The sequence below is a fragment of the Marinobacter sp. E2 genome, from assembly GCF_055755345.1.
Map to the genome: position 1 here is coordinate 3,039,668 of NZ_CM146911.1, position 16,506 is coordinate 3,056,173.

At 60.9% G+C, this 16,506-nt stretch carries 12 protein-coding genes; 9 read left to right on the forward strand and 3 right to left on the reverse strand.

Annotated features, from left to right (window positions below; genetic code table 11):
• The first annotated feature begins 127 nt into the window (after positions 1–127).
• From AC0J1C_RS13920 to AC0J1C_RS13935, 4 genes are all read left to right on the forward strand, one after another.
• Positions 128–1,480 carry an adenosylmethionine--8-amino-7-oxononanoate transaminase gene (locus AC0J1C_RS13920; protein WP_473044387.1) on the forward strand — a complete coding sequence of 451 codons (1,353 nt, stop codon included), beginning with the start codon at positions 128–130 and terminating at the stop codon, positions 1,478–1,480.
• A 44-nt stretch (positions 1,481–1,524) separates the two neighbouring features.
• Positions 1,525–2,259, forward strand: a complete 735-nt coding sequence (locus AC0J1C_RS13925; RefSeq protein ID WP_473044388.1) for a 16S rRNA (uracil(1498)-N(3))-methyltransferase — start codon at positions 1,525–1,527, stop codon at positions 2,257–2,259.
• A gap of 374 nt (positions 2,260–2,633) precedes the next feature.
• Positions 2,634–3,863: a DUF445 domain-containing protein gene (locus AC0J1C_RS13930; RefSeq protein ID WP_473044389.1), complete on the forward strand. Its 1,230-nt coding sequence runs from the start codon at positions 2,634–2,636 to the stop codon at positions 3,861–3,863.
• Between the two features lie 110 nt (positions 3,864–3,973).
• Positions 3,974–5,023 (forward strand): HDOD domain-containing protein, encoded by a 1,050-nt coding sequence (locus AC0J1C_RS13935; RefSeq protein ID WP_473044390.1) that lies wholly within the window; start codon positions 3,974–3,976, stop codon positions 5,021–5,023.
• On the opposite strand, the gene AC0J1C_RS13940 is transcribed toward AC0J1C_RS13935, so the two are convergent.
• The 3 genes from AC0J1C_RS13940 to AC0J1C_RS13950 form a co-directional block, all read right to left on the reverse strand.
• On the reverse strand, positions 5,006–6,367 hold the full coding sequence (locus tag AC0J1C_RS13940) for a YihY/virulence factor BrkB family protein (RefSeq protein WP_473044392.1): 1,362 nt from the start codon (positions 6,365–6,367) through the stop codon (positions 5,006–5,008). The two genes, AC0J1C_RS13935 and AC0J1C_RS13940, sit on opposite strands and share 18 nt — an antisense overlap.
• A gap of 69 nt (positions 6,368–6,436) precedes the next feature.
• Positions 6,437–7,654 carry a maltose/maltodextrin ABC transporter substrate-binding protein MalE gene (malE, locus tag AC0J1C_RS13945; protein ID WP_473044394.1) on the reverse strand — a complete coding sequence of 406 codons (1,218 nt, stop codon included), beginning with the start codon at positions 7,652–7,654 and terminating at the stop codon, positions 6,437–6,439.
• A gap of 126 nt (positions 7,655–7,780) precedes the next feature.
• The gene (locus AC0J1C_RS13950) at positions 7,781–8,716 is read right to left on the reverse strand and encodes a D-2-hydroxyacid dehydrogenase (protein ID WP_473044395.1); all 936 of its coding nucleotides are present in this window, start codon (positions 8,714–8,716) and stop codon (positions 7,781–7,783) included.
• A gap of 115 nt (positions 8,717–8,831) precedes the next feature.
• Here AC0J1C_RS13950 and tmpT point away from each other — a divergent pair, with 115 nt between their 5' ends.
• From tmpT to AC0J1C_RS13975, 5 genes are all read left to right on the forward strand, one after another.
• Positions 8,832–9,485 carry a thiopurine S-methyltransferase gene (gene tmpT / locus AC0J1C_RS13955; RefSeq protein WP_473044396.1) on the forward strand — a complete coding sequence of 218 codons (654 nt, stop codon included), beginning with the start codon at positions 8,832–8,834 and terminating at the stop codon, positions 9,483–9,485.
• 289 nt (positions 9,486–9,774) lie between these two features.
• Positions 9,775–11,697: a PrkA family serine protein kinase gene (locus AC0J1C_RS13960; protein ID WP_091987529.1), complete on the forward strand. Its 1,923-nt coding sequence runs from the start codon at positions 9,775–9,777 to the stop codon at positions 11,695–11,697.
• Positions 11,698–11,736: 39 nt separating this feature from the next.
• Complete coding sequence (locus tag AC0J1C_RS13965) at positions 11,737–13,026, forward strand: YeaH/YhbH family protein (protein WP_473046554.1); 1,290 nt, start codon at positions 11,737–11,739, stop codon at positions 13,024–13,026.
• Positions 13,023–14,582 (forward strand): SpoVR family protein, encoded by a 1,560-nt coding sequence (locus AC0J1C_RS13970; protein ID WP_375192381.1) that lies wholly within the window; start codon positions 13,023–13,025, stop codon positions 14,580–14,582. The genes AC0J1C_RS13965 and AC0J1C_RS13970 overlap by 4 nt, the downstream gene beginning before the upstream one ends.
• On the forward strand, positions 14,569–16,506 hold the full coding sequence (locus AC0J1C_RS13975; protein ID WP_473044397.1) for an alkaline phosphatase D family protein: 1,938 nt from the start codon (positions 14,569–14,571) through the stop codon (positions 16,504–16,506). The genes AC0J1C_RS13970 and AC0J1C_RS13975 overlap by 14 nt, the downstream gene beginning before the upstream one ends.

Here is a 16,506-nt window from a genome sequence, read left to right on the forward strand (position 1 = left end):
GCCTCCAGCGGCATTGGCCGCCCGGTCGCACCCGGATGGCACGGTGGCCAGCAGGCGCTGTTAACTGTAATATCCGCACAGGTTAACCGCCGATTTTCCAGAACCGACCGTCTGACGGAGATTTAACATGCGCAATGCCGACCTTGTGGCACGTGGCCTCAAATCCGTGTGGCACCCCTGCACCCAGATGAAAGACCACGAGAAAACCCTGCCCCTGGTGCCCATCAAACGGGGCGAAGGTGTCTGGCTTGAGGACTTCGAGGGGAACCGGTTTATCGACGCGGTCAGCTCCTGGTGGGTCAACCTCTTCGGCCATGCCAATCCGAGAATCAACGCTGCCATCCAGAAGCAGATCGGCGAGCTGGAGCATGTCATCCTCGCCGGATTCACCCACGAACCCGTGGTGAGCCTGTCCGAGCGCCTGATTGAAGTGACGCCGGACGGCCTCAACAAGTGTTTCTACGCCGACAACGGCTCCTCGGCCATCGAAGCGGCCCTGAAAATGAGCTTTCACTACTGGAAGAACCAGGGCAAACCCGGCAAGAAGAACTTCGTGAATCTGAGCAACAGCTACCACGGAGAAACCCTGGGCGCCCTGGCCCTGGGCGATGTCTCCCTGTACAAGGACACCTACCAGCCCCTGCTGATGGAGGTGCTCACCGCGCCCTCCCCCGACGCCTTCAACAAAGAAACCGGCGAAACCGACGAGGCCTACGCCCTGCGCCAGTTCGAGGCGATGGACAAGCTGCTGGCTGAGAAACACGACGAAATCTGTGCCGTGGTGGTGGAGCCCCTGATCCAGTGCGCAGGTGGAATGCGCATGCACCACCCGATCTACCACACCAAACTTCGTGAGGCCTGCGACCGCTACGGCGTGCATCTGATCGCCGACGAAATCGCGGTCGGATTCGGCCGCACAGGCACCCTGTTCGCCTGCGAGCAGTCCGGCATTACCCCGGACTTCATGTGCCTGTCCAAGGGTCTGACCGCCGGCTACCTGCCGCTGTCGGTGGTGCTGACCACTGACGAGGTATACGACGCTTTCTATGACGACTACGAAACCCTCAAGGCGTTCCTGCACAGCCACAGCTACACGGGCAACCCGATTGGCTGCGCGGTGGCCCTGGCCACCCTGGACATTTTCCGGGACGACAACGTGATTGAGAGCAACCGGCAGCTCTCCGCCTGCATGGCCGAGTCCGTAGCGCACCTGGCCGACCACCCGAACGTAGGCGACATCCGCCAGCATGGCATGACCCTGGCGGTGGAAATGGTGAAAGACAAAGCCTCGAAAACGCTGTTCCCCTGGCAGGAACGCCGCGGTATCCGCGTGTATCAGCACGCCCTCACCCGCCAGGCCTTGCTTCGCCCCCTGGGTAATGTGGTTTACTTCATGCCGCCTTACGTGATCACCGAGGAGCAGATCCGCCACCTGGCCCAGGTAGCAACGGAAGGCATCGAGATCGCGGTCCGCGACTGAGGGCCGCCGGAACGTCAGCCCTCACCGCGTCGAGAGAACCGCCCATGCGCGTACCCCGGATTTACACCGACACTGCCCTCGCCGAGGGCGCCACTGCCAACCTGGACGACAACGCTGCCCAGCATGTCGGTCGGGTCCTGCGCATGCAGCCGGGGCAGGAACTACAGCTGTTCAACGGCGATGGCAACGACTACCCGGCCACCATCACCGCCGCCAGCAAAAAGCACGTGGAAGTCCGGGTGGGCAGCCCCCGGGCCAATCCCACCGAGTCCCATCTGGAGATTGTGCTGGGCCAGACCCTCTCCAAGGGCGACCGCATGGACTACGCGGTACAGAAGGCCGTGGAAATGGGCGTCGCCCGCATCGTGCCCCTCACCACCGAACGCTGCGACGTAAAACTCAAGGGCGACCGAGAGGACAAACGCCTGCGTCACTGGCAATCGGTGGCCGTCAGCGCCGCTGAACAGTGCGGCCGGGCCCGGGTGCCGGACATCCTGCCGGTCATGAGCGTCTCCGAGTGGCTGGAACACACCCGTGACTGCGACGTACGCCTGGTGCTGCACCACCGTACGGAACAGACTCTCAAATCCATGACGCCCCCGAGCCGCGTTGCCCTCATGATCGGCCCCGAAGGCGGCCTGTCCCCGGACGAAATCACCCAGGCCGAACAGGAAGGCTTCCTCCCCGTCGCCCTCGGCCCCCGCGTCCTGCGAACCGAAACCGCCCCGGTGGCCGCCATGGCCCTGTGCCAGTACCTCTGGGGCGACATTGGCGGCTGACCCACAACGACCGTACCGCCGTCTCACGCCGGCACCCAAGTCATTGACATAACCGGGGCCCCACAACATCATCCTGTCCAATCAAAACGTGGCAGCAAGCGATCTCAACCGCCCCGAAGAGGGCCTGCGCTTAAGTTTGCTCGAGCGGACGGGCAGGTTCTTGTGAAACCGTGCGGAGCCATGGGTGGAGTGCGAAGCACTGCACGGGCAAGCCAAGGATGGCTTGCCCAGGACCTTTGGCGCGATGCAGGAGCAATTAGCGCCAAAGGGCGGAGCCGAGCGTACACGGATGTATTCACAGCGTGTTTCACAAGAACCTGCCCGTCCGCTCAGACTCCAGAAGACAAAACAACATTGAAACTGCGAGTATCAGGATGACAAGCCTGCTAAGTACCCAAGAATTCTGGCAATACCTCAGCATCCCGCTGATTGCCGCCCTGATCGGCTGGACCACTAACTGGCTCGCGATCAAGATGACCTTCTACCCGCTGGAATTCATCGGCAAGCCGCCCCTGCTGGGCTGGCAGGGCATCATCCCCTCCAAGGCCCGGAAAATGGCCGCCATCAGCGTTGATGCCACCATCTCCAAGATCGGTACCGTGCGCGAGATCTTCCAGCAGATCGACCCGAAAGTACTGGCGGCGCACATCGTCCACAACGTCGATCCGCGCATCGAGGAATACGTGGACGAAATGATGCTGCGGGAATACCCCACGTTCTGGGAGAACCTGCCCTCGTCTGCCCGCAACATGGTCTACGACCGGGTCCGCAAGTCCACGCCGCAACTGGTGGACAACCTTGTTGAGGACATTTCTGACAACATAGAAGACCTGCTCGACATCAAAGGTATGGTCATCGAGCGCCTGGCCAGTGACAAACAGCTGCTGAACCGGATTTTCATCGAATGCGGCGAGGTGGAGTTTCGCTTCATCATCAACTCCGGCCTGTATTTCGGGTTCCTGTTCGGCCTGATCCAGATGGCGGTCTGGTATGTGTACCCGAGCTGGTGGGTGCTGCCGTTCTTCGGCCTGCTGGTGGGCTGGGCCACCAACTGGATTGCCCTGAACGTGATCTTCCGCCCGCTGCATCCGAAAAAGGTCGGCCCTTTCAAGGTGCAGGGCCTGTTCCTGAAGCGCCAGCCAGCAGTGGCCGAATCCTTCTGCCACATTGTGACCCACGAAATCCTCACCGTGGGCAACATTATCAACGCCATACTTGGCGGCCCCAGGGGCGACCGGGCCCGCAACATGGTGAAGAAGCACATCAAACCCCTGGTGGACGAGACTGCGGGCATGGGCAGGGCCCTGACCCAGATGGCCTTCGGGCCCACAGGATTTGCCACTTTGAAGAACCAGGTCGGGGAAAAGGCCATCGAGATCTCGCAGACCTCCTTCAACAACCCCGTGTTCGAAAAGGACCGGGCCCAGGCGGTCGAGTCGATCATGGTGGAGCGCATGATCGCGCTCTCCTCTGAAGAGTTTCAGGACCTGCTCCGGCCCTGTTTCCAGGAAGACGAGATCAAACTGATCCTGGTGGGCGCTTTCCTCGGTTTTGCCGCCGGTGTCTGCCAGCTGGTGTTCGTCTTCGGCGAGTCCTTCTTCTAGATTTTTGACACCGGATTCCCGGGCTGAGCCTGTGCAAGAATGCGTCGTACCTCTATACTCATGAAAACGGAGGTTCACAACTTCGAGCAGGCTTGACCCGGAGGCAACGGATGCCAGGTTTTCTCTCCTGGATTTCAGGATTATTTTCATCACCCCAGCCCGCACCACCCACACCGGAAGTGCGACTGTTCAACCCCTCTCCACTGAATCCGGAAATCGACTCCCCAGACCGGGCCGCCGACCTCACCCGACAACTGGAAGACCACCTTTTCTACTGGCTGCTCGACTGCGAGCCCGCCGCCTTGCAGGCCGACCCTGCCGGGCTGGAAGAGGTTCTGGCAGAACTCGGGCGCCGCTTGCACAGCCAGGCCATGGAAGAACTGCCTAGACAACCCATGAGCCTGCCGATGCTGATGCGGGCCCTGTCGGACGACTCCACCGACCGCCATAAACTCACCGACATCATTCTCCAGGACCCGTCCCTGACCGACCAGCTCCTGCAGATCGCCAACAGCCCGTATTTCAGGCCTGGCGACCACGCCATTGAATCGGTCGACCAGGCGGTGTTTGTGCTGGGTGTGGAGGGCATCCGTAACGTCATATCGGCCGCCGTGATGCGCCCGATGATGGCCGCCAGAAACAGCCGGGAAGCGCTTTTCGGCCAACGTTCCTGGCGCTGGGGACTGACCTGCGCCCGGGCTGCGGAGCTCATCGCCAAGATCCAGCATGAAGACACCAGTGCCCACTTCATGGTGGGGCTGCTGCCTTCTCTGGCTTACATTACCGTCCGGCGGGAGCTGCAGCGTATCTGCCGCACCAATACAGGCAACAGAGAGCCGGAGCCGGCGCTGATTCGCCATGCCCTGGCGCGGTACCAGTGGGCCACCTGCCAGACCATTGCCAATGAATGGAATCTGCCGCCGAAGTACCACGCCTATCTGCTGGCGGCCGAGCGCCCTGTTCCCCTGTCGCGGCACACTCCTCTGACCGATGGCATGGTGATCGGAACCCGTGAGGTACTCAGGCATGCCCACCAGCGGAACCTTGCCGAAGAGGATCTGCCCACCGTACTGCGCCTGACCCCCGAACAGATCAGTAACGTGCGGCGGGCACTGCAGGTCATGCTGCGGGAAGGTGGTCGTTCAAACGTCCGAAGTTGAGGCGGCTTCCGTTCGGGCCTCGGTATTCTCCGGCCGTTCGGCACGGTGGCCGCGCAGGAGATCAGCGAAGCTGCGGCTCTCGTCGCCGCGCCGGATGCTGACAAGCTCATCGGGAATCACCCGGGGCAGCCGGTCCACGACCCGATCCTCATCGTTACGCACCACCCGCAACACCTCACCCACAGTAATCAGATCCAGCGAGCGTCCCGGGGCAAGTCGATCCCCGTTGCGCCCGGCCAGGATCAGCAGGCCTGAGCGGATCAGCTTGTCGCTGAGGGCCCGGGTCACTTCTCCGGGCACATTGAGAGACTGCTCCAGGGCTTCCTGCTGTGGTGGCGGCCCGCCCTCGCTGAACGGCTTGGCAACCAGCCACATCATCGCCAGGGCCACACGCTCCTGCAGCTCCGGCGCCAGCTGCACCTGCTGCCGCTTGGCCACCGAGCCCGGATTCTGCAGGTAAAACGCGAGACTTGCGCCAAGCAGCAGGATCATCCAGTTGAGATAGATCCAGATCAGCAGAATGATACCAATGGCGAAACTCGAGTAGATGGCCGCGTACTTGGCCGAACCGGCCACGAACGAGGCAAACAGCATACCGGCTGCCTGCCAGGACACGCCTGCCACCAGACCACCAATAAAGGCGTAGCGCAGTTTCACCCGGGTGTTGGGCATGAACACATACACGAAGGTGAACGCCCCCACCACCAGGAAGAACGGGGTAAAGCGGCTGACCACCAGGATCAGCGAGCCGAACGGCTCGATTTCCATGAGTGTCTGGACAATGGTCGATGAAAAGATGGTGGCGCTGACACCGATGGCCGAAACCATCAGCAGCGGTCCCACCATGATCACGCTCAGGTAGTTGCTGAACCGCTGCGCCATGGAACGCATGTCCGGCACCCGCCAGATCATGTTGAACGACCGCTCGATTTTCTGGACCAGGGCGATCACGGTGTACACCAGCAGGGCCAGGCCTACAGAACCCAGCACCCCCACCTTCATGTTGTCCACAAACCCGAGAATGCGCTCCGCCAGCTCCACGCCCTGGGGCCCCAGGGGCTGCAGAAACTGATAAAGGAAGGGTTCCATCCGCTGGTGCACGCCCAGGGCCTTGAGCACCGAAAAACTCAGGGCCAGCAGCGGCACAATGCTTAGCAGCGTAGTGTAGACCAGGCTCATCGCGTGGAGGGTGAGCTGGCCGCTGATGACATCTCGCACCATGGCATAGGCCGTGCGCCCGACCTTGTAAAGCCAGGTCCACGGCCAGTGCTGGGGCGGGTTGGAATTGAACAGAATCCAGTTTTCAGCAGCCTGGAGCCTGTCCTTCAATTGGAATGCAGCCACGCATCATCCTGCCGGTCAGTGTTTTCCTAAGCTTATCAGGCAACTGACAGTAAACAACCCGGGCCAGCGTTATTCCGTCAAATAGTGGCGGCGGGTCCAGCCACGCATCTCATCCAGGCGCTGCAACCTCACCGCCGCTTCTCGAAGCGTGGCCCTGACCGGGTCGCTGCCCTCCAGCATACCGGCAAAGCGGTGCGTCATCAGGTCCCAGAACCGCTTCATTTCCGGAATGTTGGGCATGATCTCGCCCCGGCTGGCGGAGCGGAACGTATGGTCGATGAAGGGGTCGGCCCGAAGTGTATCCACCACGCCCAGGTGCGCAACGGCACCCAACGGCTTGTCATCGTTAACGGCATGCAGTCCCGGCTCGGTGAGCAGGTACTCCTCCAGGAACTGCCGGGCGATGGCCTGATTGGTCGACACCGCACTGATACCGGCGGCCAGAACACCCACGAACGGTCGGCCCGGATCACCGTTGACGGTGGGCACATCGGCGATTCCGACATCGATACCGGCTTCCCGCAGCTCGCTCCAGGCCCAGGGTCCATTGATAATCATGGCCACGTCGCCGGCCTTGAAACCGGCCATCATGCTGCCGTAGTCCGCATCGCTGGCCAGTACGCCCTGCCCAATTAAATCGCGAATGCCGGCAACGGCAGCGATGGCTCCGTCGGTGGCCACGCCCACATCGGACAGGTCGTAGACAAAGCCCTCCGCGCCGAAGCTGTAGCCGCCCGAGCCGGCCAGGATGGGCCAGGAGAAATAGACGTTGCGGTAATCCCAGGCGATGGCGTGAACCGCCTGTTTGCGCAGTTTCCGATCCAGGGCCGCCACCTCATCCAGGGTGCGTGGCGGCGTGTCCACCAACGCCTTGTTGTACAGGAGACTGACCACCTCCATGGCAATGGGGTAGCCATACACCCGGTCCCCCACCGACACCGCCTGCCAGGCAAACGGGGCAATGGCCTCGCGGATGGATGGCGACGGCTCTATGGGCGTCAGATGGCCTTCGTTGATCCAGCTGCCGAACCGGTCGTGAGGCCAGATGACAATGTCCGGCGCCTTGGCGGAGTAACCGTAATGGTCATACTGGGAGGTCAGGTCTTCGGGCGTTTCAACGGTTACCGGAATGCCCGTGTCCTGTTCGAACCGTTTGCCAACCTCCGCCAGGCCCTTGAAGCCCTTGTCGGCGTTGATCCAGATAAGCAACTCGCCCCGCTCGAAGGCCATCAACGGTTGCGAGCACAGCAAAGCGCAGCAGAGGACTGCCAGTGTTTTTCTGATCATGAGTGTTGCCCTTTTGTTTTTGTTTGAGCAACAGCAGTTTATTCAGGAAGCAACAACAGCCGCGTCATACGGCTGTCATCTTTTCGGGGCTGAACCCGGGGGCGTATCAGGCCCCGGGCGGCCGGCTCAGGCCACCGAGGCCAGGTTGGCCGCCGTGATGCCAACAATCCGTTGCCGCGCCTCGCGGCTGGCCCAGGCTGAGTGAGGCGTAATGATCAGGTTGGGAATGTCATCCGCCAACAGCGGGTTGCCGTTGCGGGGCGGCTCCTCGGTGAGCACGTCGAATCCGGCTCCGCCGATCTCCCCCGCGCGCAGGGCGTCCGCCAGTGCCTGCTCGTTAACCAGACCACCCCGGCTGGTGTTAATCAGCAGCGCATCCCGCTTCATCATCTTGAGCTCCCGCGCGCCGATCAGATCCCGGGTTTTATCGGTGAGCAGGCAGTGCAGCGACAGCACGTCCGCCTGGGGCAGCAGTTCATCCAGCGGGATCCGGGAGTAGCCATCGACTTCGCCAGTGGACTGGCCTGGTCGCGCCCCCAGAAGGACCTTCATGCCGAACGCCGCTGCTCGCTCGGCCACGCCCTGGCCCAGGTCGCCGTAACCAACGATCCCGAGGGTCCGGCCCTCCAGCTCCATGATCGGATGATCCATCAGGCAGAACATATCGCTCTGCCCCCAGCGGCCGGCACGGACATCCCGGTCATAATCCAGCAACCGGGTGGCCAGAGCCAGCATCAGGGCCATGGTGTGCTGGGCCACGGTCGCCCGGCCGTAATTGGTCACGTTCATCACCCGGACGCCGTGTTCCTTCGCCGCGACCTGGTCAATGTTGTTCAGCCCCGTGGCCACCACCGCAATGGTTTTCAGCTCCGGGCACGCTTCGAAATGCTCGCGACCGAGCACCACCTTGTTCACCAGAACTGTATCAAATCCTCGGATCCGCTCCAGAACCTCGTCCGGGGTCGTGCGTTGGTACTTTGTAAGTTCGCCGGTCACCGATTCGATCGGTGACAGGTCCACGTCATCGCCAAGGGTATTGGCATCCAGGAACACCGCTTTCATACTTTTCTCCTGAGTCCGATTAGCGACAGATTAAGGTAGACTGAAACAAACGTCCAAAACTCCGCATTTCCGGGCAACAACCCGGTGTAAACGGGGTGAATAAAGGGTGAAGACTATGGAACATGAATTCTGGCATGAACGCTGGGCCAAAAAGGAAATCGGCTTCCACGAGGGCACGGTCAACCAGTACTTGCATGACCACTGGCCGGAGCTGGCAGGCCCGGGCACCGATGCCGTGTTCGTGCCCCTTTGCGGCAAGGCCCACGACATGTGGTGGCTCCACGATCGGGGCCATCCGATCATTGGCGTGGAGTTGAGCGACATTGCCTGCAAGGACTTCTTCGAGGAAGCCGGCGAGAAAGCCAAGGTCCATCCGGGCGAGCCCTTTACCACCTTCCGTCACGACAACCTGCAGCTCTGGTGCGGCGACTTCTTCCAACTGGTGCCGGAGGACCTGAGGCACATCCGCCTGGTGTACGACCGCGCCGCGCTGATCGCCCTGCCGCCGGGCATGCGCAAAGGCTACGTGGACCACCTCACCGCGATTATCCCGGACGGTACGAAGATCCTGCTGATTACCCTGGACTACGACACCGAGATCAAGGGCCCGCCGTTCAACGTCAGCGATGAGGAAGTGCGCGAGCTCTACCAGGGCGACTATAAAATCGAGCACATCCTGACCAACACCCTGGCGAAGGACCATCCGTTCACCAAGCGAAAAGGCCTGGAAAACGCCTCGGAAAGCGTGTTTCGTCTCACCAAACTCTAGCGCCCACAGGCCCTCGCCCTCGCAGCCCGGCCGGAATGTGCCGGGCTACAAAAACCGCACAGCCCTCTAACATAATTTAATGAACCTTAACCACACGCCCACTGTCCAACTTCCCAACCGTGAACTAAGCTCAAGTTAAGCAAGCCGGCCACGAGTCATTCGCGCACAGGCTTGCAAGTATCCATTCCTTCCACCCATAACTAGACCAACCGCCCGGACGGGCGGCACCGACTGCAACGGGGATATTGCGTGAACTGAAAGCTGAAGATACAGCGAGCGAGGGCAATCTATGAGCATACTGCAGCACTTCAAAGACCGGTATGAGAGTACCCAGGAAGAAGAATACAGCCTGGAGGAATACCTGGAGATCTGCAAAAAGGACCCAACGGCCTACGCCACGGCCGCCGAGAGAATGTTAATTGCCATCGGCGAGCCCGAACTCGTCGATACCTCCAAAGATCCGAGGCTTTCACGGATATTTTCCAACAAGGTCATCAAGCGCTACCCCGAATTCTCCGAGTTCTACGGTATGGAAGATGCCGTGGAAAACATCGTCTCCTTCTTCCGCCACGCCGCCCAGGGCCTGGAGGAAAAGAAACAGATCCTGTACCTGCTCGGCCCGGTGGGCGGTGGTAAATCCTCCCTGGCCGAGAAGCTCAAATCCCTCATGCAGAAGGTACCCTTCTACGCCATCAAGGGCTCACCGGTGAACGAATCGCCCCTGGGCCTGTTCGATCCGGCCGAAGACGCGCATATTCTGGAAGAGGAGTACGGCATACCGGCCCGCTACCTGAAGAACATCATGTCGCCCTGGGCGGTGAAACGCCTGCACGAGTTTGGCGGCGACATCAGCCAGTTCCGCGTGGTGAAAAAGTACCCCTCGGTACTGGACCAGGTGGGCGTGTCCAAGACCGAGCCGGGCGACGACAACAACCAGGACATCTCCGCTTTGGTGGGCAAGGTCAACATCCGCATGCTGGAGGACTTCTCCCAGGACGATCCGGATGCCTACAGCTTCAGCGGCGGCCTGTGCAAGGCCAACCAGGGCCTGATGGAATTCGTGGAAATGTTCAAGGCGCCGATCAAGGTGCTGCATCCGCTGCTGACCGCCACCCAGGAAGGCAACTACAACACCACCGAAGGCATGGGCTCGGTGCCCTTTGATGGCGTGATCCTGGCCCACTCCAACGAATCCGAGTGGCAAACCTTCCGCAACAACAAACACAACGAGGCCTTCCTCGACCGGGTATACATCGTCAAGGTGCCCTACTGTGTGCGGGTCACCGAGGAAATCCAGATCTACCGCAAGCTGCTGAGCAACAGCTCCCTTGATGGCGCCCCCTGCGCGCCGGATACCCTCGACATGCTGGCCCAGTTCTCGGTGCTCTCGCGCATCAAGGAGCCGGAAAACTCAAGCATCTTCTCCAAGATGCGGGTGTACGACGGCCAGAACATCAAGGACACCGATCCCAAGGCCAAGTCGATCCAGGAGTATCGTGACGCTGCCGGGGTGATGGAAGGCATGGACGGGCTCTCGACCCGGTTCGCGTTCAAGATCCTCTCCAAGGTCTTCAACTTCGACACCACCGAGGTGGCCGCCAACCCGGTTCACCTGCTGTACGTGCTGGAGAAGCAGATCGAACAGGAGCAGTTCCCGCCGGAAACCCACGAGAAGTACCTGCGGTTCATCAAGGAATTCCTGGCACCGCACTATGTGCAGTTTATCGGCAAGGAAATCCAGACCGCCTATCTGGAGAGTTACAGCGAGTACGGTCAGAACCTGTTCGACCGCTACGTGACCTATGCCGACTTCTGGATACAGGACCAGGAGTACCGGGATCCGGAGACCGGCGAGATCCTCGACCGCTCCTCCATCAACGACGAGCTGGAGAAGATCGAGAAGCCGGCCGGCATCTCCAACCCGAAGGACTTCCGCAACGAGGTGGTCAACTTCGTACTGCGGGCCCGGGCCAACAATCAGGGCCGCAACCCGTCCTGGCTCAGCTATGAAAAACTGCGCAGCGTGATCGAGAAGAAGATGTTCTCGAACACCGAGGACCTGCTGCCGGTGATTTCCTTCAACCCGAAAGCGAGCCAGGAAGATCAGAAGAAGCACAAGCAGTTCGTCGAGCGTATGGTCGATCGAGGCTACACGGAGAAGCAGGTTCGGCTGTTGGCCGAATGGTATCTGCGCGTTCGCAAGTCTCACTGAGTCAGTGACCATTCACTGAGCTGGAGTAACGCCATGGGAATGACCCACATAGTCGACCGGCGACTGAACGGTAAGAACAAGAGCGCGGTGAACCGGGAACGGTTCCTGCGCCGCTACCGCCACCACATCAAGAAGGCGGTGGCGGACGCGGTACAGAAGCGCTCGATCACCGACATTGAACGGGGCGAGAATGTCAGCATTCCATCCCGGGACATCGACGAACCCATCTTCCACCACGGCCAGGGCGGCAAACGGGAGGTGGTGCACCCCGGCAACCAGGAGTTCGTGGCCGGCGACACCATCCCCAAGCCCCAGGGCGGCGGAGGCCAGGGTTCCGGCCAGGGCAAGGCCAGCCCCGACGGTGAGGGCATGGACGAGTTCGCCTTCCAGATCACCCAGGAAGAATTCCTCGACTTCCTGTTTGATGACCTGGAGCTGCCCAATCTGGCCCGCAAGAAACTCAAAGACACCGAAGCCTTCAAATACGTGCGGGCCGGCTTCACCAACCAGGGCGTCCCTGCCAAGCTGGATGTGGTGCGCTCGCTGCGCGGGGCCCACGCCCGGCGCCTGGGCCTGGGCGGTGCCCGCAAGAAGAAGATCCGGGACCTGGAAAAGCAGCTGGAAGCGCTGAAATCCGCGCCCGATGATCTGGACCCGGCGTTCAGCCACGACGACCAGATCAAGGTGCTGGAAGACGAGATTGCGCGCCTGAAGGCCAACGTGCGTCGCATCCCGTTTATTGACGAGATCGATCTGCGCTACCGGCAGCATGTGAAACAGCCAAAACCGGCCACCAGCGCGGTGATGTTCTGCCTGATGGACGTGTCAGGGTCCATGACCCAGATGCACAAGGACATTGCCAAGCGCTTCTTCATCCTGCTGTATCTGTTCCTGAAGAAGAACTACAAGAAAATCGAGGTGGTATTCATTCGCCACCACACCAGCGCCAAGGAAGTGGACGAGGAAGAGTTCTTCTACTCCCGGGAAACCGGCGGCACCATCGTTTCCAGTGCCCTCAAGCTGATGCACAAGATCATCGAGTCCCGCTACTCACCGGCCGAGTGGAACATCTACGCGGCGCAGGCGTCTGACGGTGACAACTGGAACGATGATTCGCCGGTGTGCGGCAAGATCCTGTCGGAGAATCTGCTGCCGCTGGTGCAGTACTTCGCCTACGTGGAGATCACGCCCCAGGACCACCAGATGCTCTGGTACGAGTACGAGAAAATTCACGAGCAATACCCCCAGAGTTTTGCCCTGCAGCAGATTGCAGACCCGGGCGAAATCTATCCGGTATTCCGCCAGCTGTTCGAGAGGAAAGCCGCATGACTGGAATCATGGACCGCCCGAATGCGCCGGAAAACGACCAGCCCAGAGCCAGGGAGCCGATTTCCACCAGCTCGGAGTGGACCTTCGAGCTGATCCGGCAGTACGACGAGGAGATCGCCAAGTGCGCCGCCGAGTTCGGGCTGGACACCTATCCCAACCAGGTTGAAGTCATCAGCGCCGAGCAGATGATGGACGCCTACAGCTCCGTGGGCATGCCCGTAGGCTACCATCACTGGTCGTTCGGCAAACAGTTCCTGAGTACTTCCAAGGGCTACCAGCGCGGCCAGATGGGGTTGGCCTACGAGATCGTGATCAACTCCAACCCCTGCATTGCCTACCTGATGGAGGAAAACACGCTGCCCATGCAGGCGCTGGTGATCGCCCACGCCTCCTACGGGCACAACTCCTTCTTCAAGGGCAACTACCTGTTCCGCACCTGGACCGACGCCAGCGCCATCATCGACTACCTGGTGTTTGCCCGCCACTACGTGGCCGAGTGCGAGGAGCGCTACGGTGTGGACGCGGTGGAGGAGATCCTGGACTCCTGCCACGCGCTGATGAACTACGGCGTGGACCGCTACAAGCGTCCGGCGCCGATTTCCGCTTCGGAGGAAGCCCGGCGCCAGAAAGAACGGGAAGAGTATCAGCAGCGACGCATCAACGATCTTTGGCGCACAATTCCGAAGCTCGACGAGGATGAGAATTCAGAGAGGCGTCGCAAGCGCTATCCGGAAGAGCCCCAGGAGAACATTCTCTACTTTATCGAAAAGAATGCACCTTTGCTGGAGACCTGGCAGCGGGAGATCATCCGCATCGTCCGCAAGCTTGGCCAATACTTCTACCCCCAGCGCCAGACCCAGGTGATGAACGAGGGGTGGGCCACCTTCTGGCACTACACCCTGCTGCACCGCATGTACGACAAAGGACTGGTGAACGACGGCTTCATGCTGGAATTCCTGCAGAGCCACTCGGCGGTGGTGTACCAGCCGCCGTTCAACAGCCCCTGGTATTCCGGCATCAACCCCTACACCCTGGGCTTCTCGATCTTCACAGACCTGCGGCGGATCTGCGAGAACCCCACCGAGGAGGATCGCCACTGGTTCCCGGACATTGCCGGCAGCAACTGGCTGGAGACCCTCCACTTCGCCATGAAGAATTTCAAGGATGAGAGCTTTATCCAGCAGTTCCTCTCGCCCAAGGTAATGCGCGATCTGAAACTGTTCGCCATCCAGAACGACGACCAGGAAGACGTGTACCGGGTAACCGCCATCCACGACGAACCTGGTTATCGGGAATTGCGGGAGAAACTCGCCCGCCAGTACAACCTCAGCTACCGGGAGCCCAACATCCAGGTTTGGAACGTGGACGTTCGCGGCGACCGCTCACTGACATTGCGTCACATCCCGGTGGATCGGGTGCCGCTGGGCGGCGAGACCGACGAAGTGCTCAAGCACGTGCATCGCCTGTGGGGCTTTGATGTGCACCTGGAAAGCGTGGACGATGGCGCGGTGGTCGAGGAGCATCACTGCCCGCCCAGGGAGCTTGAGGAGGACTGAGCTGGACCCCGAAGGTACTCTGAGCCCGGTTCTGGCCGGGCCGCTACTTCGCCATGCTGCCCCGGAATCTGTCTGCTTCTGGCTGGTTACCCGGCAGAAGCAGGGCTTTCGTGTGCATATTGCCATGGGCGACGACACGCTCGTGGACAGACCGGTCAGCGACACCGAGATAACCCGGCTTCGGGTTGGAGCCCATGCCTGGCTGAACCTGCTGGCGATCACACCGGACTCACCACTGCCCCACAATGCCCGACTCGAATACGACCTGGGCCTGCTGGATACCGAGGTTGCCGAAACGCTCTGGATCCGTAACTGGGCACCCCATCTGTGCCCCGATGGCCAGGGCCAACCAGGCTTCACCCTGAAATCCCGCCTGGACCGGATTCTTCACGGCTCCTGCCGCCGCCCCCATCATCCTGCCGCCGATGGCCTGGTGCGGGTTGACAAAGAACTGCAACAGGCACGGCAGCTCGAGGAAGTACCCTCGCTGCTACTGATGACCGGCGACCAGATCTACGCCGATGACGTGGCCGGGCCCATGCTGCACGCCATCCAATGTGTGATTCACCGCCTGGGCCTTTACCAGGAACACCTGGAGGGCGCTTCCCTGAGCCACAGCCGTGAGCTGGGTTCGGTGGCCAACGCCTATTATCATCGGGACGCCTTGCTGCCGAAATCGGAATTCAACGAGGACCTGACCGAGCGCTTCTTCGGCGGCGTGCGCAAACCGGTGTTCACCACCGCCAACGCAGGCAACCACTTGATCTCCTTCGCCGAGGTGATGGCCATGTACCTGCTGGTGTGGTCGCCGGTGCCCTGGCAACTGGTCACCGACGCCGAGCCCGTAAACCGGCCGGACGAACTGGAGCGCTACCGCAGGGAACAGCGCGCCATTGACGATTTCCGAAATACCCTGCCCCGGGCGGCCCGGGCCCTGGCCAATGTGCCGGTGTACATGATCTTCGACGACCACGATGTCACCGACGACTGGAACCTCTCGGCGCTGTGGGAAACCACGGCCTACGAGCACCCGTTTTCCCGCAGGATCATCGGTAATGCCCTGCTCGGTTACCTGCTTTGCCAGGGCTGGGGCAACCGGCCTGAGGGTTTTGAAGAGCTGATCGAGCAGTGCCAGACGCTGTTTCCGGAAACAAACAACCAGGACGAACTGGACAGGGTCTGTCAGAACGAGCTGATCGACCGGCTGTTCCACTTCGGACAATGGCACTACAGCCTGCCAACCTCGCCCAGACTCGTGGTGCTGGACACCCGTACCCACCGTTGGCGCAGCGAAAGGCGCCGGAGCCATCCATCTGGCCTGATGGACTGGGAATCGCTGACTGACTTTCAGCAGGAGGTCATGGGCGAAGACGCCGTGGTTGTGGTGTCACCGGCGCCCATGTTCGGGGTGAAGCTGATCGAGCTCATCCAGCGGGTATTCACCTTCTTCGGCAAACCACTGCTGGTAGATGCGGAGAACTGGATGGCCCACCGGGGTGCCGCCAGCGTGCTGCTGAACATCTTCCGGCATCCCCGAACGCCCCGCCACTTCGTGATCCTGTCCGGGGATGTGCACTATTCCTTTGCCTACGATATTCGCCTGAGACACAAGAGCCGCGGCCCGAGAATCTGGCAGATCACAAGCAGCGGCATCAAGAACGAATTCCCCAACAACCTGCTGGAATGGCTCGATCGGCTGAACCGCTGGCTGTTCGCGCCCTGGTCCCCCCTGAACTGGTTCACCAAACGGCGCCGGATGTGGATTTCTCCCCGACTGCCGGAAGGCCGGGACGCCGGCGAGCGGCTCTGGAACCACGCCGGCATCGGCGACCTGCGGCTGGATGAAACGGGCGCACCCACCGCCATCCACCAACTCAATGCCGAAGGTGACGGGACGATTTTCCGGCAACGGGAACCGGATTGA